Genomic DNA, 22636 nt, shown 5'->3' with positions numbered 1-22636 from the left:
GTGGTTCGTGAAAACCTCCAGCATTCTACCCCGTGTTGCCGCGCTCCGTGAGGGCCGCCGGGAGATTGTTGGGAACGAGCTCGGCTCCGAGGTGGAGCGGCGCGGCCCGGAGGCCCGACGCCAGTGCGACCAGCCAGTACTGGTAGGCGGTGGCGGCGTCCACGGGCCCGGAGACGGGAGGGAGCTCCGGATGCATCCGGCGCAGGAGTGGCTCGAGCTGGCAGCTGGCCACGCCCGCGCGCGAGATGCCGCGCGACAGCGCCGGACGGAGCCCCGGAGGCAGCGTCGTGTCATCCACCGTGCGTGTCACGGTGCCACAATCCAACAGGCCGCCTCCCACGATGAGGACGTCCCCTCGCGTGTGCATCCGCGCCCGCGCGGCTGGAACGTCGACGAGCGTCGGGAAGGAGTCGTCGACGAGCACGGTGCCGGGCGCGAGCCGGTCCACCTCCAGCGCGCCTGGAGTGCTCGCGGCCCCAACGATGACCCGTGCGCGGTAGACCTCGTCCGCGACGGCCCCAGGTGCCAACGCGGTCTCGATGGGACCGCGGAACCCGTATTGCTCCCGGAGCCGCGTGGTTACCTCCTCCATCCGGCGTGCCGCCCGCGGGAGATCGCAGAGGAGGAGGCGTCGAGGATGCGCGGCGACCTGGAGGAGCAGCTCCGCCGCCGCCGCTCCGATGGAGCCCACGCCCACGAAGGCGACCTCCGCTTCGGACAGGTTCACGCCCGCCGCGGCGGTCGCGGAGAGGATGCTTCGCACCACGGCGACCACGGTGGTGGCGTGCCCGGTCGTGAACGCGAGGTCCTCGGGGGCGCCGTCCTTCATGGCGAGCCGATGCAGCACCTCTCGGCCAAAACCGGTGTACGCGGGGAGCATCCCCGCGAGGGAGAACGCACGAACTCCCGTGCGGTGGGCCAGCAGCACCGCCTCCACCACGCGCGCGGCGAGTGTCTCCGGCGCCAGGGCTCCCAGCTCGTCCGCGAACAGCGGCAGGCACAGGAGCCCCGAGGCGCCGAGCGGCGTATCGATGCGCTCGAGCCAGCGAGGGCTCCCCTCGGGGAAGAGCTGGCTCCGGAGCACCTCGCGCAGGCTCGGAACGAAGGCGAGCCCCACGGCCCTGGCCGCCTCCTCCGGAGCGGGCAGGTAACCCACCAGCGCGGCATGCAACGAGCTCACGTCGATGGGGCCGAACCGGACCTCCAGACGCGAAGGGGGGCGTGCCTTCGTCCCCGGCTCTCCGGCGAGCACCTCCAGCACGTCGAGGACATCCGCGCGAACCCGCTCCAGCCCCTGGGGACCCAGTGCCGTCGGGGCGGCGTGGAAGGAGAGCCGCAGCGCTCCGCCCAGGCGACGCGCGGCGAGCTTCAGATCCACTCCGCGTGGCACGTGCCCTTCGGTGCCGGAGTCCTCCCAATGGACGCGCAGGCGCTCACTCTCCAGGGAACCGAACGCCTCGAAGTCCATGAAGGTGAAGAAGAATCGCGTGCCCGCCGCGACCTCGAGTGGGAGGCCGCCGGGAATCGCGCGGGCAATCTCCCCCGGAGTGAGCGCGTGAGCGCGTGCGTCCGCGACCACGCCGCGGACGGACTCCAGGAGCTCCTGGGGCGCCGATCCCGCGTCCCGCATCCGCAGGGGGACCGCGGTGGCGAAGGGACCGAAGACGCGGTGTACGTCGGGCAAAGGCGCGTCCCGGCCCGACACCGCCGTGCCGATGACGAGATCGTCCTGCCCCGTCAGGCGGCGCAACGCGAACGCCCACGCGGCGAGCACCAGCTCGAACAGCGTGCCGCCCCGGCGCGCGGCCGAGGCCCGGAGCGTCTCCACGCGCTCGGACGAGAGCGTCACCTCGTCGCGGGCGGGGAGGGCGCCCTCGGGCTTGTACCAGGTGCGTGGCGGCACGTAGGGAACGGCGAACGTCCGGCGCCAGAACGCCGCGTCATCCTGGGTCTCCGCCCGATCCGCCAGGTGCCTGACGTAGTCGCGGAAGGTCGAGCGGAGCGGAGGGAGCGACGGCTCCGCGCCTCGGGCGAGCCCGTCATACGCCTGGAGAAGCTCCCGGACGAACATCCACCCGCTCAGTCCGTCTCCGATGAGGTGGTCCGCGGCGACGAGGAGCACGTGTCTGTCAGCGGCGACACGGCACAGGTGCAACTCGATGGGTGTTTCCTTCTGGGGGTCGAAGTGCCGGCGCCGTGCCTCCGTGAAGAGGCGGTCGAGCGCATCGGGCGTACAGGGATCCACGAGGATCAGCGGAGGCGCCCCCGGCTCCAGCACGCGCTGCACGGGCGGACGCCGGCCCGCATCCACCACCGTCCGCAGCATCGGGTGGCGCTCCACGAGCCGTCCGAGTGCCTCACGGAAGAGAGCGGAGTCGAGCTCCCCCTCCAGCAGCAGCCGTGCGGCCCAGTGGACCGACCCCTCCGGATCGCCCGCCTGGGCCACGAGGAACCCTCGCTGGGCGGGCGACAGCGGGAACCATTCCTCCTCGGCATCCGCCGCGCGTGCGACGACCGGCTCTGGCGAACTCCGGGCGGAATGCGCGTCGATGGCCTCCGCGAGCGCGCGAACCGTTCGCGCGGTGTACAGCGTGGCGGGGCGGGGCAGCCGGAGGTCCATGGCCTGAAGGCGTGTGAACACCTCCAGGATGGCCATCGAGTCACCGCCGAGCTCGAAGAAGTCGTCATCCCGGCCGATCTCGGCCCGGGACAGGACGCGCGCGAAGGCCTCCGCGATGCGCTGCTCGGTGTCCGTCCGCGGTGGACCCCCACGGATGGTCCGAGCCGGTGCCGCACCGGACAGGGCCTCGAGCGCCGCGCGATCCACCTTTCCGGTGACCGTCGTCGGGAGCGAGTCGAGCATGTGGAAATGCCTGGGCCACATCGCCTCGGGAAGGTGCTCGCGGAGCACGTCACGGAGCGCATCCTCCGTGGGAGGCGCATCCCGGAATTGGATCCACGCCTCGAGGCGGCGCTCGGAGGCGCTCCCGACGGCGCGGACCACCGCCAGCGAGACCGCCGGGTGGCGAGCGAGCACGGCTTCGATCTCTCCGGGCTCGATGCGGTGGCCGTGGACCTTGAGCTGGTCGTCCACCCGCCCGAGGAAGTCGAGTGTCCCGTCCTCGCGTGCGACCACGCGATCTCCGGTGCGGTACAGCCTGACGCCCCCGGCACCCGGGATGAACGCGCGGCGGGTCAGCTCCGGCTCTCCGAGGTATCCCGAGGACAGCCCGCGTCCCCCCACGTGCAGCTCCCCGGGGACTCCGGGAGCACAGGGGGAGCCGTCCTCCGCCAGGACGTGCACCGTCGCCCCGCCGATGGGACGCCCGATGGGAATGCGCTCGACATCCTCCGGCGGGCGCTCCTTCACCACGTGCCAGGTGGCGTTGATGGTGGTCTCGGTCGGGCCGTACAGGTTCACCACGGGAGGTGCGCGGCCGAGCCGGTCGTGCAGCGTGCGGATGAGCCCGGGTGGAAGGGCCTCGCCGCCGACCTTCAACCAGCGGAGCCGTTCGAGCGGCCGGAGGTCATACCGGAGCAGCCGAGCCAGCACCGAGGGCACGGTACTCAGGACCGTGACGCGCTCGCGATCCACGATCTCCAGGAGCCGCTCCGGATCCCTCGCCAGGGAACGGGGGCAACAGACGAGCGTGGCCCCAGCCAGGAGGGGCGCGAGCACCTGCCGGACCGAGGCATCGAAGCACAACGACGACGTCCCGAGCAGGACGTCCTCCGCGCCGTACCCGAACGCTTGCAGCGCCCACTCCAGGTAGCCGCGCATGGAGCCATGCGTGATGGGGACACCCTTCGGCCGGCCCGTGGAGCCGGAGGTGAAGATGATGTACGCGAGCGCCTCGTCTCCGGCCCGCACCGGCGGAGCGAGCGCACCGGGTTCCACCAGGTGCTCGATAGCGAGCGTCGTGACCGCCCCTGTCAGCTCGGACGCGGTGCTCGCGGCGCCACTCGCGAAGAGGCACACCCGGGTACCGGCGCGCTCGAGCTGCAAGCGGAGCCGCGCTGGCGGGTGCTCCGGATCGAGCGGCAGCCAGGCCGCCCCCGTTCGCAGGATGCCGAGCAGCCCGGTGATTCCCTGCGCGTTCTGATCCGACAGGAGGGCCACCACCGCGCCAGGGCCGATGCCGCGTTCAGTGAGCGTGGCGGCCACACGGGCGGACCGCTGGTCCAGCTCGCCGCGCGTGAGGAGCCGCTCGCCTTCGCGCAGGGCCACGCGCTCCGGTGACTCCTGGAGGCGCGCGATGATCCTCTCGGGAATTGACTCGGCCCGTGGGGCGGAGCCGGCCTCGACATGGGCGCGCAGGTGCTCGTCCGCGAACCGCTCGACGGTGTCCTTCCGGAACAAGCGCTCCGGAAAGCCCCACGCGAAGCACAGCCCTCCTTGGAACTCCCACACCGCGAGTCCGAGCCGGGTGGCGGGAGTCGCCGTCCGGCCCGCGAGGGCAAGCAACTCGGGGACCTCTGCAGGGGGGGAGAGCGGGATGCGCGCGTAGCTGTAGCTGGCGGCACTCGTGACCCGTGACGAGCCCGCGTCCCCGGGGAGCACCCGCGCGAGCTCGAGCGAGGTGGGCGAGGCGTGCCGCTCCAGCTCCAGGAGGGCTTCGCGCGCACGTTTCGCGAGCAGGGCCAGCGACTCCCCGGGCTCCAGGCGAAGGCGGAGCGGCAGCGTGTCCGCGAAGCAACCCACCACCTGCTCGATGCCGGGAACACGCGATTCCCTTCGGGCTCGGGCGACGTTCACGATGACCTCGTCCGTACCGGACCAACGCGCGAGGCACCGGGCGTGAACGGCCAGCGACAGGTGGAACACGGACACGTCCGCCGCGGCGGCCGCTTTCTCGAACGCCCGCGTCCGTTCGAGGTCGAGCCAGCGGAGCACTGACAGGATCGGCGGATCCGGTGGAGCGAGCGGATCCCCGTCGAATGGCAGCCGGGGGGCGGGTGCATCCGAGAGGCGCTCGCGCCACCACGCGAGGTCTTCATCGAGCCTCGGTCTGGGGACATCGAGCGTATCGAAGAAGCCGTGAGCCTCCGGCCAGTCGGGGAGAGGGCGACCCGAGACGGTGGCCGCGTACGCCCGCCAGAGATCGGCGGCGATTACATGCAGGCTCCAGCCGTCCACGATCAGGTGGTGCGCGCAGATGAGCACGTGAGTTGTATCCGCCGCCGGGTCGCGAGCCACGTCCACGCGCCACAGGGGTGGAGGGGAGAGCTCGAATGGCGTGTTGACGATGCCATCGGCGAGGGCTTCCACGTCCGCGACCTCGCCGTGGTCGATGAGCCGGGCCCGCACGGTCTCGGAGATCCGTTGCACGGCCTCTCCGTGTGCCGTGGTGGCCACCGAGGCGCGAAGCAGGGGATGGCGTCGTGCCACCGCGTCCACCGCCCGTTGGAGCGCGTCCAACGAGAGCCGCCCTCGAACCGTCTGCCGGACGAACGAGAACGCGGTGACATCCGGATGCAGCCGCTGTTGGACCCAGAACGCCTTCTGCACGGGCGAGAGCGGAGCCTCGGTCACGACGGTGCGCGGCGCGGTGGAGGGACTCGTGTCGGCCGGCCTCCGTTCCGGGGCCGCGTCTCCCTTCGCCTTCCGGAGGTATTCCGCGAGCGAATCGATCGTGGGCTGCTCGAAGAACAGGGTGGGAGGGAACTCGACGCGGTAGCGGTCCGAGAGGATCTTCGCCAGATCCAGCGCGTTCAGTGAGTCCAGTCCCATGGCCAGGAACGAACGGTCCGTCGCGACCTCGTCCGGGTCCACTTCGAGCGCCTTCGCCACGAGCGAGCGAAGTTCCTCCACCACGCTGGAAGGAGCCGCGGTGGGAGCGGGCGCCAGCGTCACGGCCGGAGGTGGCCGCGACACGGTCGCGCGAGGCCCGATGGGCGCGACCATCACGTGCGCGCGGCCGAGCTCCAGGACCCGGAGGAACGCGTCCACGCCCTGTCGAGTGGGGATCGCGGGGAGCCCGCGTGCCTCCATGGCGCGGACCAGCGTGGGATCAGCGCCCATTCCGGTCTCACTCCACACGGACCAGGCCACGGACGTGAAGGGCAGCGCTTCCGCGCGGCGCGCCAGGGCGAAGGCATCCAGGTACGCGTTCGCCGCGACGTAGTCTCCCAGCCCTCCACCCAGCCCCGGCCAGCTCGCCGACAGGGACGAGAAGAGCGCGAAGAAGTCGGGCCGGATGCGCCTGCGCTCGAGCTCGCGCCAGAGGAGCCACGTGCCTCGCACCTTGGGTCCGAGCACCTGTGCGAACGCCGCGTCCTCACGCCCTCCAATACGACCCGGCGAAGCCACACCCGCCGCGTGCACCACACCGTGGAGGGCACCGTGGTCGAGCACGATCCTCGCGATGAGCCCCGCGACCCCATCCGGGTCGGAGACGTCGCAGGCGACGTACGTGACGGCCGCGCCGTTCGCACGCAGCGCCTCGATGCGCGCGGCCCGTTCCGGTGCATGCGCCAGAGGCTTCCTGCCCACCAGGACGAGCGTGCGGCCCGCCCGCGCGAGCCGTTGGGCCACCGCGTGACCGAGTCCCTCGGCACCTCCCGTGACGAGATACACCCCCTTCTCACGAGGCCCGTGCATGTGTTGCCCGGCCTGTGCGAGGGGCTCGATCGTCCGGCGCTCGCGGCGCCCCCGCCGCCACCGGAAGACCCGGTCCGACTCGGGAGCCGTGCACGAGGCCTCGGTCAGCACCACGTCCGCGATGGCCTCCTCGGAGGCGGTGACGTCGGCATCCACGACGCGGCACCGGCTTCCGGGAAGCTCGTCCTCCAAGGCGTGCCCCAGCCCCACCACCGTCGCGCGCTCGGGAGCCAGACCATCCGTCGCGCCAGCGGTCACCACGAGCAGGCACGCGGGACGCCGCTCCCGTTCGAGCGCATCCCAGACCCTCGCGACCTCGAGCAGCGCGAAGACGCCGTCCCGCTGGCCCCGGTCGAACGAGGCCACGTCGGTGAGCGGCGTCGCGGTCCCCGTCGGCCCCAGGAACACGACGCCTTCGGTTCCGCCCCGGGCGAGCGCCGCCTTCAGTTCCGGCGGGTCCACACGTTCGCACGTTGCTCCCGCCTCGCGCAGGCGACGGGTGACGTGGGGGCTCGCCGGATGCACCGCGGGCACGATGACCCAACGTCCCCGGGGCGGATGTGACGGCTCAGGGGTCGCCTCCCGCCAGATCACCTCACGCATCCACGTATGGACATCGCGCTCCGTGCCCTGGAGCGCCTCGGCGGTGACACGGCGGAGGCGCAGTCCGCGAAGGCGCAGCCGGGGTTCGTTCCCGGCGCGGACCTCCACCTCGCAGAGCACGACATCGCCGGGCGTCCGCGGATCTCCGTTCAGCGTCACCAGGACCGCGCACCGGTCGGGGACCGGGCCCAGCAGCTCGACCTGCTCCACGTGTACCGGCACGTACAGGCTCTCGCGCTCACGGGAGTGGGCCAGCAGGAGTGCCGCGATCGGCTGCATGGCGGAGTCGAGCAGCGCTGGATGCACGCCGAAGGTGCGCTCCCGTGCCTGCTCCGGCAGGGAGAGCTCCGCGCGCGCGGTCCGCTCCCCCAGCTCGATGGCGCGGACGGCGCGCAGGGAAGCCCCATGTGCCATTCCCCGCTCACGGAGCCCCTCGTACAGCTCGGAGGGCTCGAATCCTCGGGTGCGTGGCTCGTCACCGCCGGGTGCGGCGGGGGGCGGCGCCTGCTTCGCGCGGAGCACCTTCGCCCGCGCGAGCACACCGCCGTCCTCGTCCGACAAGGAGACATCGAGGGCCTCACCCTGGCGCTCGACCACGACGCGGACCGTGCGGGCTTCGTCATCCACGCGGACGGGCCGGGCGAACGTGACGTCCGCGAGACCCGCCGGCTCCGTGCCCAGCGCGTGCCGCGCCGCCGCACGCATCAGCTCGATGCACGCGGCGCCCGGCAGGAGGTGCACACCATGCACGACGTGCTCGGAGACGAGCGGATCGTCGGGCGCGATGCGCGCGAGGAGCACGGCCCGGTCCATCGTGAGCTCGAGCTCGTCCACCAGGAGCGGATGTTCGATCCGCCGCCGTGCCGCCGGGGCTGGGGCCGGGGGCGTTTCGGGCGCCCACCAGGGCCGGGGCTCGAAGGGATAGGTGGGCACGGGGACGTGCTCGCGCTCCGGCTCCTCGTCCCAGGAGAGCCGGTCGAACGCCTCACCTTCGACGAACGCGCTCGCGGCGAGCTCGGCCGAGGCCCCCTCCAACGAGGCTCCATTGCGCGCCTTCTTCCTCGCCACACGGTCGGGAACCATGCCGTGGAGGATCTCGGCCGAGGCTCCAGCCGCCCAGGCCTCGAGCCGCTCCGGGATTGCCTCCGTCCCGACGAGCGCGAGCCGATGGGGGCCCGGATCTCGCGAGACGCTCGCGGACAGGGCCGCATCCGAGAGATCCACCTCCGGGTTCTCCCGGAGCCAGGACGCGAGGTGGCGAGCGGTGGCGCGGAGGGCCGAGTCGGTCCGCGCGGACAGCGTCCACAACGGGGGGCGCGTGCTCGTGGAGCGAGAGCGGGGAGGATGAGCGGGCGGCTCTTCCAGGATGACGTGGGCGTTGGTGCCACCAAACCCGAAGCCGTTGATGCCGGCGCGCAGGGGCCCGGGTCCGCGCCACGGACGCGAGGAATCCACCAGGGCGATGCCGGCGGAGGTGAGGCCGTGCTCCGGGTCCGCCGTGCCGGCATGCACCGAAGCCGGGAGCATGCGGTGCTGGAGCGAGGACACGACCTTGAGCAGGCTGGCCATTCCGGCGGCGCTCAGGAGATGCCCGACGTTGCCCTTCACCGAACCGAGCCCAAGAGGTTCATTCGCGCCGGCCCTCCCGAAGACCTCCGTCACCGAGCGCGCCTCGATCGAGTCCCCCACGCGCGTGCCGGTTCCGTGCGCTTCGAGGTAGCTCGCGCTCGCCGGCTCGAGCCCGGCCCGCTGCCAGGCCTCGCGCATCACGGCCATCTGCCGGGCGGGGTTGGGGGCCATCGGGTTGAAGGTGCGGCCGTCGTTGTTGAGCGCGCTTCCACGCACCACGGCCAGGATGGGAGCGCGCCGCCGGAGCGCGTCCTCGAGCCGCTCCAGGACGACGACGCCCAGCCCTTCTCCGAGGACGATGCCATCGGCCTCCCGAGCGAACGGACGGATGCGGCCGGTGGGCGACAACGCGCCGGCGCGCGAGAGGACGGTGAAGACGGTGGGGGTGAGGTTGAGCGTGATGCCGCCGGCCAGCGCGAGCTCACACTCGCCGCGGTTCAGGCTCTCACAGGCGAGGTGCAGGGCGACGAGCGAGGACGAACACGCGGTGTCGACGGCCAGCGAGGGCCCGGACAGGTCCAGGACGTGCGAGACGCGAGAGGGGATGAGGTTGCGCAGGTTCCCCACGGCCGCGGAGGGGTGCACGGGCACGCCCGCCCAGAGGAGCCGGAGGATGGGCTCCTGGTAGTCGGACTGACCGACGCCGACGAAGACCCCGACGCGCCGGTTGCGTCGGCGCGGGCCCGCGAAGCCGGCTCTCTCGAGCGCTTCATGAGCCGTCTGGAGGAGCAGCCGCTGCTGCGGATCCGTGACCTGCGCCTCACTGCCCTTCATCCCGAAGAACGCCGCGTCGAACCCGCGGACATCGTCGAGAAACGAGCCGACCCGGGCGTCGGGGTGCTCGGGCCAGCGGTGCACGGGGGGCGGGCGCATCGAGATGCGCTCCGCGATCAGGTTGTTCCAGAAGGCTTCGGGTGTGTCGGCGTCCGGCAATCGGCAGGCGGCGGCGACGATCGCGATCGGACTGCTCATGAACGCGCGTGGCTCCAGTCATTCGAGAGGCCGCCGAGTGTACCGGAGCGGGTGGTGCCGCGTACTCCTCAGTGGGGGCAGGCGCGGAGGAGGCTGATCTCCCTGGCGTTCAAGCTCGCGTAGGTCACGGCGAGGTCCAACCCTCCATCGCCATCCAGGTCATCGAGGGCCAGGAAGTCGGGAGCCGTCTGGGAGGGGAAGGGGACGGGCTCCCCGAGCAGCCCCTGGCCGTCGTTGAACACGACGGCCACGACGTTGGGGGTGAGCTGAGCTGTAGGGCCGAAGAAGCTCTCCATTCCGAAGACCACGTCCGGTGCTCCGTCACCGTTCACGTCACCGACGGCGCTGGCCCGAGCTGGAAAGGGCCAGGCCGTGAACCGCTGGATGGGCCCAAAGGTGCCGTCTCCCTGGTTGAGGAACACGGACACGGTGACCTCCGAGGTGACGAGATCCAGCCGGTCATCGCCATTCATGTCGGCGAGGTGGAGCGAGATCGGTCCCCGCGGCAGGTAGGAGGCGAACCCCACGAGCCAGCTCGTGGGATTGCCGAAGGTGCCGTCCCCCGCGTTGAGAAACACGCTCACGTATTGGGTGTCCTTGATGGCGATGTCGATCTTCCCGTCCGCGTTCAGGTCCCCCAGGGCGGGCTGCCCGCCGAGGCCTGTCTTCATGGCGTAGGAGGTGGGGGCCGCGAAGGTGCCATCTCCGGCGTTGAGGAGCACGCGCACGGCCTGCTCGGCGGAGGTCACCAGGTCCACCCGGCCATCGCCATTCAGGTCCGCGGCCGCGATGGGGCCGAGGTTGGCGGGGGTCCCCGCCTCGTACGAGGTGGGGGCGGCGAAGGTGCCGCCGCCGGTGTTGCGGAAGACCCTCACGCTGTTACCAGCCACGGTGACGATGTCCGCGAGCGTGTCTCCATCCAGATCCGCGAGGGCCACCGACTTGAAGCCTCCCTGGGCCAGGCTGATGGGGGCCGACAGCTGTCCGCTTCCCTGATTGAGCAGCACGTCCACGGAGTGGCCCGCGACGACCACGTCCGGACGCTCGTCGCCATTGACGTCACCGGTCGCGAGCGTGCTGGACCCCAGGGTATTGGCGGGAGGGGGCGTCAGGGAAAAGAGCTCCTGGGAGGAGAAGGTGGAGCACCGCGCCACGGCGGGTGGGGTGGGGGGCGAAGCGGGCCCGGTCCCCACGCCGTTGGTGGCCTGGACGGTGAAGGAGTAGGCCGTTCCCTTCGTCAGGCCGGTGAGCACGGCGTGGCTGTTGCCGGCGCGGCGGCCGTAGGTCATCGGGTCCAGGGTGTTGGGCTGCTCGACGGTGACGGAGATTCCACCGGGCCAGGCCGTCACCGTATAGGCGCTGATGCATGTCAGCGTCGCGAAGTGGCCACAGAACGCGGGAGCCGGAACCGGGGCGCCATTCCACCGCACGATGGCATGGCCATCTCCCAGGGTCGCGGTCACTCCGGTCGTCACTCCAGGAGGAGAGGGGAGCGTGAGGGATTGGGAGGGCTCCGAGTCCGGTCCGCGTCCCGTGCTGTTGGTGGCGTACACCGTGAAGGTATAGGTGGTGCCGGGAGTGAGCCCCTCCACACTCACGGAGGTCTCCCCGCGGGTGGTGGTGGTGAGACCTCCCGGTTCCGCCGTCACGGTGTAGCCGGTGATGGGGCTGGTGCCCACGTCCTGCGGTGCCTCCCACTTCACATCCGCCGAGCTGCTCGTGGGGGCGTAGAACGGTCCGCTCTGGGCCGTCACGTTCAGCGGGGCTCCGGGTGGGAGGCCCGAGGGTTCGGTTGGCTTCTTGAAGGGCAGGATATCGCACGCGGACGACACCAGCAGCATCACGAGGAGCGATACATGGCGTGTATGCATGGTGCTTTGGACGTCTTTCTTCTACGGCTGTCGCGGCGTCCTCGGCCGACGCCCGCGATGTCCCCCCGCCATGGCGGGTGAATGCACGGGGAGACATACCATTGTCTTCAACCTGACGCCGAGACTCGATCGTCACGCACCTGGCCGGGCCGTCATGAGATTGCTCTTGTAGCTTCATCCGCGAGAGGAGCGTCCGACATTGGCCCCACCCGATGATGACTCCGTCCCCAAGCCCCTGCTGCCCAGGCTCAGCCGCCGCGACTTCTTCACCGGCGCGGGTGCTTCCGCACTGACCGCCACGCTGGTCCAATCCACCGCTGAAGCGGCGGCCGTGGCTTCTCCGCCGGTTCTGGGTCCCGGCCCTGCGTCGCTGTCCCTGTCCATCAATGGCCGCACCGTCGCCGCCCAGGTCGATCCCGCCACGACCCTGGCCGAGCTGCTGCGCAACCACCTCGGAATGACGGGAACGAAGGTGGGTTGCGACCGCGGCGCCTGCTCGGCCTGCACGGTCTGGCTCGACGGCGAGGTCGTCGCGAGCTGCATGACGCTGGCGCTCGACGCCCGAGGCCGGAAGGTCACCACCATCGAGGGGCTCGCCCAGGGAGACGAGCTCCACCCGGTTCAGCGCGCCTTCGTGGAGAACGACGCGATGCAATGCGGGTTCTGCACGCCTGGAATGGTGATGAGCTGCGCCGCGCTGGTCGAGCGCAACCCGAAGTGCACGCTCGATGACGTGAAGCAGGCGGTCAGCGGTCATCTGTGCCGGTGCGGCACCTATCCCAACGTCTTCAAGGCGACCCTGGCGGCGGCTGGAAAGGGAAGGGGGAAGAGCTGATGCAGGACGTCAAGGACACCACCGGTATCCAGGGGGCCGGCAAACCCGCCGAGGGACAGAAGGCACAGGAAGGGGGACCCCAGAAGGCGCCTCCTCCGAACCCGGGACCCTCGAGGCAACAGGCACTCCCGTATGGGATTGTCGGCGGGGGACTGAAGGAGGTCACCCGGCGGGTGCCTCTGGACGAGCCACCGCCCCTGCCCGAGAACGCGAAGCTCCAGTCCATTGGCAAGCCGGTCTCGCGTCTGGACGGAATCGAGAAGGTCACCGGCAGGGCCCGCTACACCTTCGATGTCCAGCTCCCCGGAATGCTCTGGGGCAAGTGGCTCGTCTCGCCGCTGCCCCATGCGCGCATCAAGTCCATCGACACCTCGGCGGCCGAGCGCGCCCCGGGAGTCCGTGCCGTTCACGTCATGGAGCGTCTGCTCTCGGCCGCGAAGCTGCGCGACCCCAATGCGGAGAAGGGCAATCGCTATCCCACGATCCGCTACGCGGGCCAGCCCATCGCGGCGGTGGCGGCGGAAAGCCCTCGCGCCGCCGAGGCCGCGGTGAAGTTGATCAAGGTGGAGTACGAGCCCCTGCCCCATGTCTCCGAGCTCGAGGCGGCGATGAAGGAGAACGCGCCTCGCGTCTATCCCGGCCCCACCGAACAGCCGGCGACCGCGGGAGGCGGCGGGGCACCGCCGGGCCTTCCCCAGAAAGGCAACGTGCGAGGTCCCGACACGAAGCCCCGAGGCATGGGCCCGCGCGGGGACGTCGCCAAGGGACTGAGCGAGTCCGACGTGGTGGTCGACGCCGAGTACCGGACCCAGGTGCAGACCCATGTGCCGATGGAGCCACACGGGCTCGTCGCGGATTGGCGGGACGAGGGGCTCACCCTCTACGCCTCCACCCAGTACATCGGAAGCGTCCGGGACGAAGCGGCCGAGCACTTCGATCTGCCGAAGAGCAGGATTCGGGTGATCAGCGACTTCACCGGTGGCGGCTTCGGCGCGAAGTATGGGATTGGCAACTTCGGGCTGCTCGCCATCCACCTTTCCCGCAAGGCCCGGTTGCCGGTGCGGATGGTGCTGGATCGCCGGGAGGAGCATGTCTCGGCGGGCAATCGTCCCAACAGCATTCAACGGCTCAAGCTGGGCGCGAAGCGTGACGGCACCCTCATGGCGCTCCAGCTCCAGGCCTACGGCAGCGGAGGCGTGGCCGGCGGCGCGGGGGTTGGCTTCGCCCACTCCACGCTCTACGCCTGCCCGAACGTGCAGGTGGAGCAATACGACGTCTTCACCAACGCGGGGCCCTGTGCCGCCTTCCGGGCGCCCGGTCAGGCCCAGGGCATGTTCGGCCTGGAGCAGGCCATCGACGAGCTGGCGGAGAAGATTGGAATGGATCCGCTCGCGCTCCGGGACAAGATCGACGTCTCGGGGACGGATGATTGCGTGGCCCGCGCCCATGAACGCCGGGTGGGAGCCGAGCGCTTCGGCTGGAACAAACGGCGGCCCGCGGGCTCGGACAAGGACCCCATCAAGCGGGGGATGGGGTTCGCCCAGTCCCAGTGGCTCTACCTGGTCCACCGGAACACCGCGTGCGAGGTGCGGGTGACGGGGGATGGCTCCGTCGAGGCCTTCAGCAGCACGCAGGACATCGGGACGGGGACTCGCACCATCCTGGCGCAGGTGGTGGCGGAGGAGTTCGGCTTGCGGCCCGAGGAGATTGGCTCCCATATCGGTGACTCCCGCTATCCGACGGGGCCCGCCTCCGGTGGTAGCCGGGTCACCAGCTCCCTGACTCCCGCCGCCCGGAACGCCGCCTGGCGCTGTGCCCGAGAGCTGGCCTCACGGCTCGCCCCGATCTTCGGTGCGAACGCGGACGAGCTCGTCTTCGCCAACGGCAAGGTGATGGTGAAGGGCAAGACCGCGTCGGCGATGCCATTTCGCGAGGCGGTCAAGAAGGCCGGGTTCCAGGAGCTCTCCCACCGGGCCGAGCGCCGTGACGACTACGAAGGGTACATGGTGTCGACGAATGAGATGAGCATCAGCCGGCATGGGATTGGAGGCGTGCAGTTCGCCGAGGTCGTGGTCGACACCGAGACGGGCATCGTCAAGGTGGAGCGCATGGTCGCGGTGCATGACTGCGGGCGCCCCATCAACCCCAAGCTCACCGAGAGCCAGATCTACGGAGGGGTGATCCAAGGCGTGAGCTACGCCCTGTACGAAGAGAGACACCTGGACGCCGCGAGTGGCCATCATCTCAATGCCAACGTCGATCAGTACAAGATCGTCGGTTCACGCGAGGTGCCGAGCATCGAGGTCATCCTGCTCGAGCAGCTCGGGGCGCAGTCCTCGACGGATGCGCGCGGAGTCGCCGAGCCGGCCAACGTGGCGACGGCGGCGGCGGTGGCCAATGCCTTCTACAACGCGACGGGCAAGCGCATCCGCACGCTCCCGATGACGCCCGCGAACGTGCTCGCGGCGCTGCGGGCCTGAGACGGACCGGAGGACGCATGCAGAGCTTCGAATGGGTGGATGCCGAGTCCGTGGAGCAGGCCGTCTCGCTGCTGGGTGAGGGGAGCGAGCGCGCGCCTGTCGTCGCGAAGGCCGGCGGAATGGACCTGCTGGACCTGATGAAGAATGGGGTGGTGGCCCCGCGCCGGGTGGTCAACCTCAAGACCATCAAGGGGCTGGACGGGGTGCGCTTCGAGGCCAGACAGGGCCTGGAGCTCGGCGCCCTGGTGACGCTGGCGCGACTGTCACGGGAGTCCGAGGTCCGCCGCCGTTTCGTGGCGCTCGCGGATGCGGCGGAGCACGCCGCGACCCCCCAGGTCCGCAATGCCGCCACCCTGGGCGGGAACCTGCTCCAGCGGCCCCGCTGCTGGTACTTCCGGTACGACCACTTCCATCAGGCCGGTGGCGACGATGTGGAGCGGGTCCGCGCGGGGCAGAACCAGTATCACGCCATCTTCGACAACCAGCGCACGGTGATGGTGCACGCCTCCACGCCGGCCACGGCGCTGGTGGCCTATGGGGCCTCGGTCGAGCTGAGTGGCCCCGGGGGCAAGTCGCGGGTGGTGCCCCTGTCCGACTTCCTGCTGCCACCGGACATGAAACGCCAGGGTGATACGGTCATCGCGCCGAACGAGTTGTTGACGCGCGTGCTCATCCCGGCACCGGCGGCGGGAACGAAGGCGGCGTACCACAAGCAGGGCGAGCGGGAGAGCTACGACTGGCCCATCTGCGACGTCGCGGTGGTGCTCCAGATGGATGGTCAGGTCATCCGGCGGGCGGCGATTGCCATGGGCTGGGTCGCGCCCACTCCGCGGCGGGCGACGGAAGCGGAGAAGCTCCTGGTGGGGAAGAAGCTGGATGAGGAGCTCGCACGACAGGCGGCGAGGGCCGCCGTGAGTGGGGCGACGCCGCTCTCGAAGAACGCCTACAAGGTCCCGGTCCTCGAGGCCGTGGTCCGACGAACGGTGCTCGCCGCGGCGGCGGCCTGAGGAGACTCATGGACTCGAGCACCGAGGGGAAACCGCCGCGCGTCTGCCGGCGTGTGCGTTCGAAGGGAACGCCGGGCGTCCGGTACGACGCGGCGGTGGCCTGGGAGGTGGGCTTCGTCTCGACCGCGACGTTCTGGTGCGTCGCGACGGGTGAATGCGTGGGGCCCGACGACGACCTGGTGCACCCGCACGCTTGTGGAGAGGGGCGAGTCTGTTTCCGCGCCCCTTCGGACGACCCGGCGGAGGAGTCGTGGGTCCTGGAGTAGCTCGGGCGATTCAGTCGCCGTAGCAGGGGCCGGTCTCGCGCACCTCGACGGTGGCCCACTCGATCGCGGGACACTCGTTGGCGATCGCGAGCGCTTCCTCCCGGGTCCGACACTCGAGGAGGAAGATGCCCCCGATGATCTCCTTGGACTCGGTGAACGGACCATCACTGAAGGTTCGCTTGCCGCCACGGACCTCGAGCCGCACCCCTTCGGTATCGGGCCGGAGTGACTCGCTGACCTTCAGCACACCGCGGGCCTTGAGGTCCTCGGAAAAGCGGAGCATCCGATCCATCGCGCGACGCCCCTCTTCCTTCGGGCGGCTCCGTCTCTGCTCTCCGGACTCCATGATCAACAACATGAACGCCATCACACGCTCCCTTCAGGGCCTGGCCTCTCTGGGGGTCGAAGGGAATGTCGCATGGCGAGAGGCCGGGAGCCATGATCCGTGAGGCGCCCGAGCGTCTCGCCTGGCGGACTGTCCGCTCAGGGAAGCAGGGTACTGGGCCGTCATCTCAGGAACTACAAGAGAGCGCCGAGCATCCCGGCTTGGATCTCGCCCAATCGGGCCGCCTGGCCGCGTACGCCTCGCGACCCGGTTGCTCATCGAAGGGCCTCCGCATCACGTCGAGCAACGCGTGCACCTTCGAGTCGTCACCCGCGTGAGCGGCATCGATCGCCTCCTGGGCGAGGTAGTTGCGCAGCACGTACTTCGGATTCACCGCGTCCATCCGGCGTGCCAGCTCGGCGGGGGCCGTGCCTTCACGCCTCGTGCGCTGCCACCAGGAGGTCAGCCATTGGAGGCCCTTGGCCAGGTGGGGCTCGGGCACCTGCCCGTAGAAGGCCTCGCGCAGCACGGCGGGGAACTCGACGGGAGCCGTTGGCGCGGTCACCACGCGGGACAGGCCGCGGAAGAAGAGGGTCATGTCCGTCTCCTCCTCGGCGAGCCACGCGAAGCACCCGTTCACCAGCTCGATGTCGGCTTTGTCCTCGAGTGAGGACAGCCCAAGCTTGGCGGCGAACCGGGACGCCAGCTCCGTCTCGAACGTGCGCTCGTACTCGAGCAGCCCCGCTTCGAGCACCGTCTGATCGCCTTCCAGGAGTGGCATCAGCGCGACCCCGAGCCGCTCGACATTCCACAGGCCGATGGCGGGCTGGTTGCCATAGCGATACCGGCGCTGTTCGGCGTCCGTGGTGTTCGGCGTCCATCCGGGGTCGAAGTCGTCGATCCACCCGTAGGGGCCGTAGTCGATGGTGAGGCCGAGGATGGACATGTTGTCGGTGTTCATGACGCCGTGGACGAAGCCCACCGCCTGCCAATGCGCGATGAGCTTCGCGGTGCGTCGCGCCACCTCGCCGAAGAAGGCGGCGTAGGTGTCCTTCGAGGGCTTGCCGAGCTCCTGGAAGAACTGCGTCACCGTGTAGTCCGCCAGCTTCTTGAGCAGCTCCACGTCCCCCCGGCTGGTGCACAGCTCGAAGTTGCCGAAGCGCAGGAAGCTCGGAGCAACGCGGCAGACGATGGCGCCGGGCTCGGCTTCGGGATGCCCGTCGTAGAACATGTCCCGGATGACCTGGTCTCCGGTGGCCACGAGCGACAGCGCGCGAGTGGTGGGCACGCCCAGGTGGTGCATGGCCTCGCTGCACAGGAACTCACGAATCGAGGAGCGCAGCACCGCGCGTCCATCGGCGCGGCGAGAGTAGGGCGTCCGGCCCGCCCCCTTGAGCTGCAGCTCGTAGCGCCTGCCGTCGGGCGCCAGGAGCTCTCCCAGCACGATGGCGCGACCATCCCCCAGCTGTCCCGCCCAATTGCCGAATTGATGCCCACCGTAGTTGGCCGAGTACGGCACCATGCCCGGCCACAGCGCGTTTCCCGAGAGCACCCGCACCCATTCGGCGGACTGGAGTGCCGCCTCGTCCAGTCCCAGCAGTCGCACCACCTCTGGCGAGAAGGCGACCAGCCGCGGGGCCGAGACGGGCGTGGGCTGTACCTTGGACCAGAGGGCCCCGTGCACCTGGCGCGGCCGCGCGTCCGAGAGCGGGTCACCGGGAGTCGAGTCGATGAACTGAGAAGTGAACTGGGGCATGGGACATGGATGCGAAGGTGGAACCACTGATGCAAGCGAGAGAGCAGGGCGGATGACACCTGGCCCGGGCCCGACTTGTTACCAGGGGTACGCCTGCTTACTCCACTCCTCTCCTTCCGTGACGAACTCCGGGAGCCGTGCCGCTCGCTCGTCCGACGTGACGACAGGGGTCCGTACTGTGCCCCTGGTTCCTCGCTCGCTACACTCGCGCTCATGCAGAGCAAAGCCACCACCGTCGACCAGTACCTCGCCTCGCTACCGGAGGACCGCCGCGCGGCGCTCTCCGCCGTGCGCGACGTCATCCTCGAGAACCTCGATGAGAGCTACGAGGAGGGCATGCAGTACGGGATGATCGGCTACTACGTCCCGCACAAGGTGTTTCCCGCTGGATACCACTGCGATCCGAAGCAGCCGCTGCCGTTCGCGTCACTGGCCTCGCAGAAGAACCACATGGCCGTCTACCTGATGTGCGTCTACGGCCAGCCGGAGCAGGAGAAGTGGTTCCGCGAGGCGTGGGCGAAGACGGGCAAGAAGCTCGACATGGGCAAGTCGTGCGTGCGCTTCAAGAAGCTCGAGGACGTGGCGCTCGACGTGATTGGCGAGGCCATCCGCCGTGTGCCCGCCAAGGCGTACATCGCGCACTACGAGTCCGTGATCCGGCCGCCGGAGAAGAAGAAGGCGCCGGCCGCGAAGAAGAGCAAGCCGGTCGCGAAGAGCAAGCCAGCGGCCAAGAAGAAGCCGGTGGCGAAGAAGCGCGCGTAGCGGGCTCACTCTTCGGTGGGCTTGGGTTCCGGACGCGCGATGAGGCCTGCTCGGTCGAGCAGCTCGCGCACACGTGCGGTGAACGCCACATGCTCGGGGTTGCTCGCCGTCATGGGCTCGGGTGAGAGGACGAGGAGCCAGCCCAGCTCCCCCACCGGCTCGATGCGCACGGGGGCGGGCAGTGGAGGCACCGTGCCCAGGCGGCGCGACAGGTAGGTCAGCCAGCCCACCCGTACCTCCCACTTTCGTTTCTGAACGAGGCTGACCATCTCGTCCGAGCTGGCCATGGCGAAGTCGGGGTCCCACGCGGTGGCCATGCTGGTGAGCACCTCTGCCAGTACAGGAGTGCGCAGGAGTCGCTCCCGTATCGCGCCCTCTCTGGTCGGCTTTAGCAGGCACGAATTGGGCCCGCCCCACGGGGAGTGTTTGCCGCAATACAGGTTGATTTCGGTGGCCTCCTTCTTTGCGTTCCACACCATCTGGCGGAAGCCCATGTCCTCGATGACCTCCTTGTCGACGTCCGTGCGGAGCTTGCTACGCAGGAGGAGTTTCTCGAGTTCCTTCACCTCCGGATGGACAGGGTGGCCCGGCAGCTCGCGGGGGAAGCCTCGGCCCGCTCGGTACCATTGGGCGAACGACGGGTCGCTCCGCGCCAGCATGTGGAAGAAGAGTTCCGCGCGCCGGGCACACTCCAGCGCTGTCTCCTTGCGCGGGCCCCAGTACGCCCCCACGTAGTAGCTCTCCTGCATGCGTGATCCTCTCCCTACCTCGCTGGTGGCGTATGGAGGACGGTGGTGTTGTTCCATCCTCTACTCGCGAATTCCCTCCGAAGGAACTCCGCGACCTTCGCATCGGCGATATGCCACGTCAGCGGCAGTCCCAACTGTTGGGCCATCCTCGACTGGTTCTCGGCTTGCTCCATCATCTGAGCGAACTTGCCGGAATTCCTGTACCAGTATTTGGGCGTGCCATCCGCGTTGAAGAAGGAGCAGTAGCCGGGACCCTTCGCCTCCAGCAACTCCTTGCCCCTGATGCCGTCGAACTCCAGTTTTCCAATCATGTAGACCCACCATGCGGGTCGCCCCGTTACTTGCTCCTGATAGTCCAGGGAGCCCTTGGATTCGGTGGTGGGCTTCTTGTATGTCCACTTGCCGGGTGGTTGCGCCGAGCTTGTCTGGGTGGCCCGCCCCGTCTGATGACTCCCGCTGCCAGTGGTTCCTCTCTGGCCTCTACCCGCCATGTGGAGGATGGAGAGGGCGCCCAGGTCCACACCGGCCGTGGCGGTCGTCGTGCCTCCCGCGACCACGACCCTGCCCAGTACCAGCTCGCCCTCGGCCGTGAGCGACAGCACCGGCAGTTCGGCGCCCAGCCCGCCCATGCGTCCCACCGTGGCCTCCGCGCCCCCGAGCATCATGAGGACGTGCGTGGAGATGCGCGCGGCCTCGCGTATCTGGTCCTCCCGAGACATGGCGCCGTAGCGCGCGAAGTACTCGGGCGAGGATGCGATGAGGCTCGCCACCGTGTTGGGTAACTGTGCGAGGTCCTCCACGGTGCGGATGGGGTGGAGGATGGACTGGGCCAGGGCCACCGCCATTTCCCCCATGGCATCCTGGGCCCCATCGAGTGCGGCGTTGAGCGGGTCTCTCCCCAGGCCCAACTCCGCCAAGGGCGGGCTGTCCGCGCGCCGGAGGGCCTCGGTGACCGGGTAGAAGACGCCACCGCGCGAGAAGTAGAAGTCACCCACCCGGAGGGCGCCCACCCTCCACTCGCCCTCCGCGAGCGTGAGTGGACCCATGTGTTGAAGGGGAGTGCCGGTGAGCGCGGTCACCAGGTAGCCGTCCGGGCGCACCAGAACCAGGAGCCAGAAGCGCTCGGTACGCCACTTCAAATCGGCGTACTCCACGCGCTCGCCACCCTCGAGCACCTCACGCAGCAGCCAGAACAGCACCCGGCGCGGGGCGAAGCTCCTCTGCGTCTCGGGCGTTTTCGCCAACCGGCCCAGGAGTTGGCGCGCTTGCTCCTGGTAGATAGCCGCGCCCGCTGGGTGCCGTGCCTCTTCCTCCAGACCGCTGGCCTCCTGCACTACCTGGAAGGGGTCCACCGTCTGTTCGGGAAAACCACCAGCGCTTCCCGCCGCTTCTTCGGGCGCGGGAGTGGCAGCCGCACGCTGGGGGGCGGAGCTGCCGCGGAACGAGGTGGCCCGCGAGTGGAGACCGACTTCGCCGAGCAGGCTCCCGCGTGGATGGCCCGTGGCACACCCTTCGAGTAGCACGGCCACCGTCAGCGTCAGGAGGAGCGTTCCGAGTTGGCTCCTCTGGATGCGAGGCGCCGCCGTGTTGGATGGCCTATGGATCCTCAGGGTGCGTTCGTATTTCAGCATGGGTGAAATCCACGCCTGTCGGAGGCGAGAAATAAATCCGCACTCGCCGCGTTGACAGCGCCGATCGCTGCTTTAAGTGCAGGCGGCATTTGAACAGAACCATTCGTTTCATGGGGTGAGGTCGTGTCTCAACCAATGATCCGGATCGAAGGTCTGACCAAGAGCTACGGGGCCACCCAGGCACTGCGTGGGGTCAGCTTCGAAGTCCCTCGAGGACAGGTGGTGGGGTTCCTCGGGCCCAATGGGGCCGGCAAGTCCACCACGATGAAGATTCTCGCCGGCTTCGTGACGCCGACGTCCGGCACGGCGAGGGTCAATGGCATCGACGTCAGCGTCGACTCGGTCGCGTCCCGGCGGTTGATCGGGTACCTGCCCGAGAACAACCCCCTCTATGAGGAGATGATGGTCCGGGACTTCCTGGACTTCGTCGCCGAGGTGAGAGGGATTCCCAAGGGTCAGCGCGCCGAGCGGATCCGCCATGCGGTGGACCGCTGCGGCCTCCGCTCGGTACTGGGCAAGGACATCCACCAGCTCTCCAAGGGCTACCGGCAGCGCGTGGGTCTGGCCCAGGCCATCGTGCACGATCCGGATCTGCTCATCCTGGACGAGCCGACGACGGGCCTGGACCCCAACCAGATCGTCGAGATCCGCAGCCTCATCAAGGAGTTGGGGAAGGAAAAGACGGTCATCCTCAGCACGCACATCCTGAGCGAGGTGCAGAGCACCTGCAGTCGGGTGCTCATCATCAACGACGGGCGCCTGGTCGCGGACGACGCGCCGGAGCGGCTCGGCGAAGGTGAGGGCGGGACGGTCACCGTCGTGCTCGCGTCTCGCACGGGGGCCCTGCTCCAGTCGGATGCCGTCCGCTCGATGCTCGAGCGCGTGGCTGGCGTCACCGGCGTGGAACCGGCGGAAGGGGAGGGCCTCGGGACGCTGGGCTTCCGGCTGCGGTACGGCGCCGAGGACATCCGGCGCTCGCTCTTCGAGGCCGCCGTGAACAACGGGCTCTGTCTGCTCGAGGTGAAGCGGCAGCACGTCAGCCTGGAAGAGACGTTCCGCAAGCTCACCGGAGGCCAGGGGCCGCACGGCCCCCATGAGCCTCGGGCGCCGCAGCGGGCGGCTTGAGCTGACTCCCAGACATTCGACACA

12 protein-coding genes are annotated in these 22636 nt (G+C 69.6%); 6 read left to right on the top strand and 6 right to left on the bottom strand.

All coding sequences use genetic code 11. The features are described from left to right. Positions 1-25 precede the first annotated feature (25 nt). Entirely contained in the window at positions 26-9805 is a 9780-nt protein-coding gene (locus JRI60_RS31855) for a non-ribosomal peptide synthetase (RefSeq protein WP_204219704.1), read from the bottom strand. Between the two features lie 68 nt (positions 9806-9873). After that, positions 9874-11676, bottom strand: coding sequence for an FG-GAP-like repeat-containing protein (locus JRI60_RS31850; RefSeq protein WP_204219703.1), 1803 nt, complete (start codon positions 11674-11676; stop codon positions 9874-9876). Positions 11677-11875: 199 nt separating this feature from the next. On the opposite strand from JRI60_RS31850, the gene JRI60_RS31845 reads away from it, so the two are divergent. From JRI60_RS31845 to JRI60_RS31830, 4 genes are read left to right on the top strand one after another with little or no spacing between them, the layout of a single operon-like run. Continuing rightward, positions 11876-12511, top strand: coding sequence for a (2Fe-2S)-binding protein (locus tag JRI60_RS31845; RefSeq protein ID WP_204219702.1), 636 nt, complete (start codon positions 11876-11878; stop codon positions 12509-12511). Continuing rightward, entirely contained in the window at positions 12511-14991 is a 2481-nt protein-coding gene (locus JRI60_RS31840; protein ID WP_239469823.1) for a xanthine dehydrogenase family protein molybdopterin-binding subunit, read from the top strand. The genes JRI60_RS31845 and JRI60_RS31840 overlap by 1 nt, the downstream gene beginning before the upstream one ends. Positions 14992-15008: 17 nt before the next feature. Continuing rightward, on the top strand, positions 15009-15998 hold the full coding sequence (locus JRI60_RS31835) for an FAD binding domain-containing protein (RefSeq protein ID WP_204219701.1): 990 nt from the start codon (positions 15009-15011) through the stop codon (positions 15996-15998). Between the two features lie 8 nt (positions 15999-16006). Then, positions 16007-16264, top strand: coding sequence for a hypothetical protein (locus JRI60_RS31830; RefSeq protein WP_204219700.1), 258 nt, complete (start codon positions 16007-16009; stop codon positions 16262-16264). Between the two features lie 10 nt (positions 16265-16274). On the opposite strand, the gene JRI60_RS31825 is transcribed toward JRI60_RS31830, so the two are convergent. Together JRI60_RS31825 and JRI60_RS31820 are read right to left on the bottom strand one after the other, a co-directional pair. Continuing rightward, positions 16275-16610, bottom strand: coding sequence for a YciI family protein (locus tag JRI60_RS31825; protein WP_239470862.1), 336 nt, complete (start codon positions 16608-16610; stop codon positions 16275-16277). Positions 16611-16776: 166 nt separating this feature from the next. Continuing rightward, a complete protein-coding gene (locus JRI60_RS31820; RefSeq protein WP_204219698.1) occupies positions 16777-18345 on the bottom strand; it encodes a protein adenylyltransferase SelO in 1569 nt (522 codons plus the stop codon). Positions 18346-18558: 213 nt separating this feature from the next. On the opposite strand from JRI60_RS31820, the gene JRI60_RS31815 reads away from it, so the two are divergent. Further along, positions 18559-19107, top strand: coding sequence for a DUF1801 domain-containing protein (locus JRI60_RS31815; RefSeq protein WP_204219697.1), 549 nt, complete (start codon positions 18559-18561; stop codon positions 19105-19107). A gap of 5 nt (positions 19108-19112) precedes the next feature. Here the strand turns inward: JRI60_RS31815 and JRI60_RS31810 are convergent, their stop codons facing one another. Further along, positions 19113-19856 (bottom strand): Imm52 family immunity protein, encoded by a 744-nt coding sequence (locus JRI60_RS31810; protein ID WP_204219696.1) that lies wholly within the window; start codon positions 19854-19856, stop codon positions 19113-19115. Between the two features lie 14 nt (positions 19857-19870). Continuing rightward, entirely contained in the window at positions 19871-21487 is a 1617-nt protein-coding gene (locus JRI60_RS31805) for a Tox-REase-5 domain-containing protein (protein WP_204219695.1), read from the bottom strand. A gap of 135 nt (positions 21488-21622) precedes the next feature. On the opposite strand from JRI60_RS31805, the gene JRI60_RS31800 reads away from it, so the two are divergent. Beyond that, entirely contained in the window at positions 21623-22612 is a 990-nt protein-coding gene (locus JRI60_RS31800) for an ATP-binding cassette domain-containing protein (RefSeq protein WP_204219694.1), read from the top strand. Positions 22613-22636 lie beyond the last annotated feature (24 nt).

The sequence above is a fragment of the Archangium violaceum genome (assembly GCF_016887565.1).
GTDB lineage: Bacteria > Myxococcota > Myxococcia > Myxococcales > Myxococcaceae > Archangium > Archangium violaceum_B.
This window is presented reverse-complemented; position numbering and strand designations above follow the sequence as displayed.

Bases quoted from the DNA above. Each gene is read 5' to 3' on its own strand.
- JRI60_RS31825 (WP_239470862.1), bottom strand. From the start codon at position 16,610: ATGGAGTCCGGAGAGCAGAGACGGAGCCGCCCGAAGGAAGAGGGGCGT.
- JRI60_RS31815 (WP_204219697.1), top strand. From the start codon at position 18,559: ATGCAGAGCAAAGCCACCACCGTCGACCAGTACCTCGCCTCGCTACCG.
- JRI60_RS31855 (WP_204219704.1), bottom strand. From the start codon at position 9,805: ATGAGCAGTCCGATCGCGATCGTCGCCGCCGCCTGCCGATTGCCGGAC.
- JRI60_RS31830 (WP_204219700.1), top strand. From the start codon at position 16,007: ATGGACTCGAGCACCGAGGGGAAACCGCCGCGCGTCTGCCGGCGTGTG.
- JRI60_RS31850 (WP_204219703.1), bottom strand. From the start codon at position 11,676: ATGCATACACGCCATGTATCGCTCCTCGTGATGCTGCTGGTGTCGTCC.
- JRI60_RS31835 (WP_204219701.1), top strand. From the start codon at position 15,009: ATGCAGAGCTTCGAATGGGTGGATGCCGAGTCCGTGGAGCAGGCCGTC.
- JRI60_RS31810 (WP_204219696.1), bottom strand. From the start codon at position 19,856: ATGCAGGAGAGCTACTACGTGGGGGCGTACTGGGGCCCGCGCAAGGAG.
- JRI60_RS31805 (WP_204219695.1), bottom strand. From the start codon at position 21,487: ATGCTGAAATACGAACGCACCCTGAGGATCCATAGGCCATCCAACACG.
- JRI60_RS31800 (WP_204219694.1), top strand. From the start codon at position 21,623: ATGATCCGGATCGAAGGTCTGACCAAGAGCTACGGGGCCACCCAGGCA.
- JRI60_RS31820 (WP_204219698.1), bottom strand. From the start codon at position 18,345: ATGCCCCAGTTCACTTCTCAGTTCATCGACTCGACTCCCGGTGACCCG.
- JRI60_RS31840 (WP_239469823.1), top strand. From the start codon at position 12,511: ATGCAGGACGTCAAGGACACCACCGGTATCCAGGGGGCCGGCAAACCC.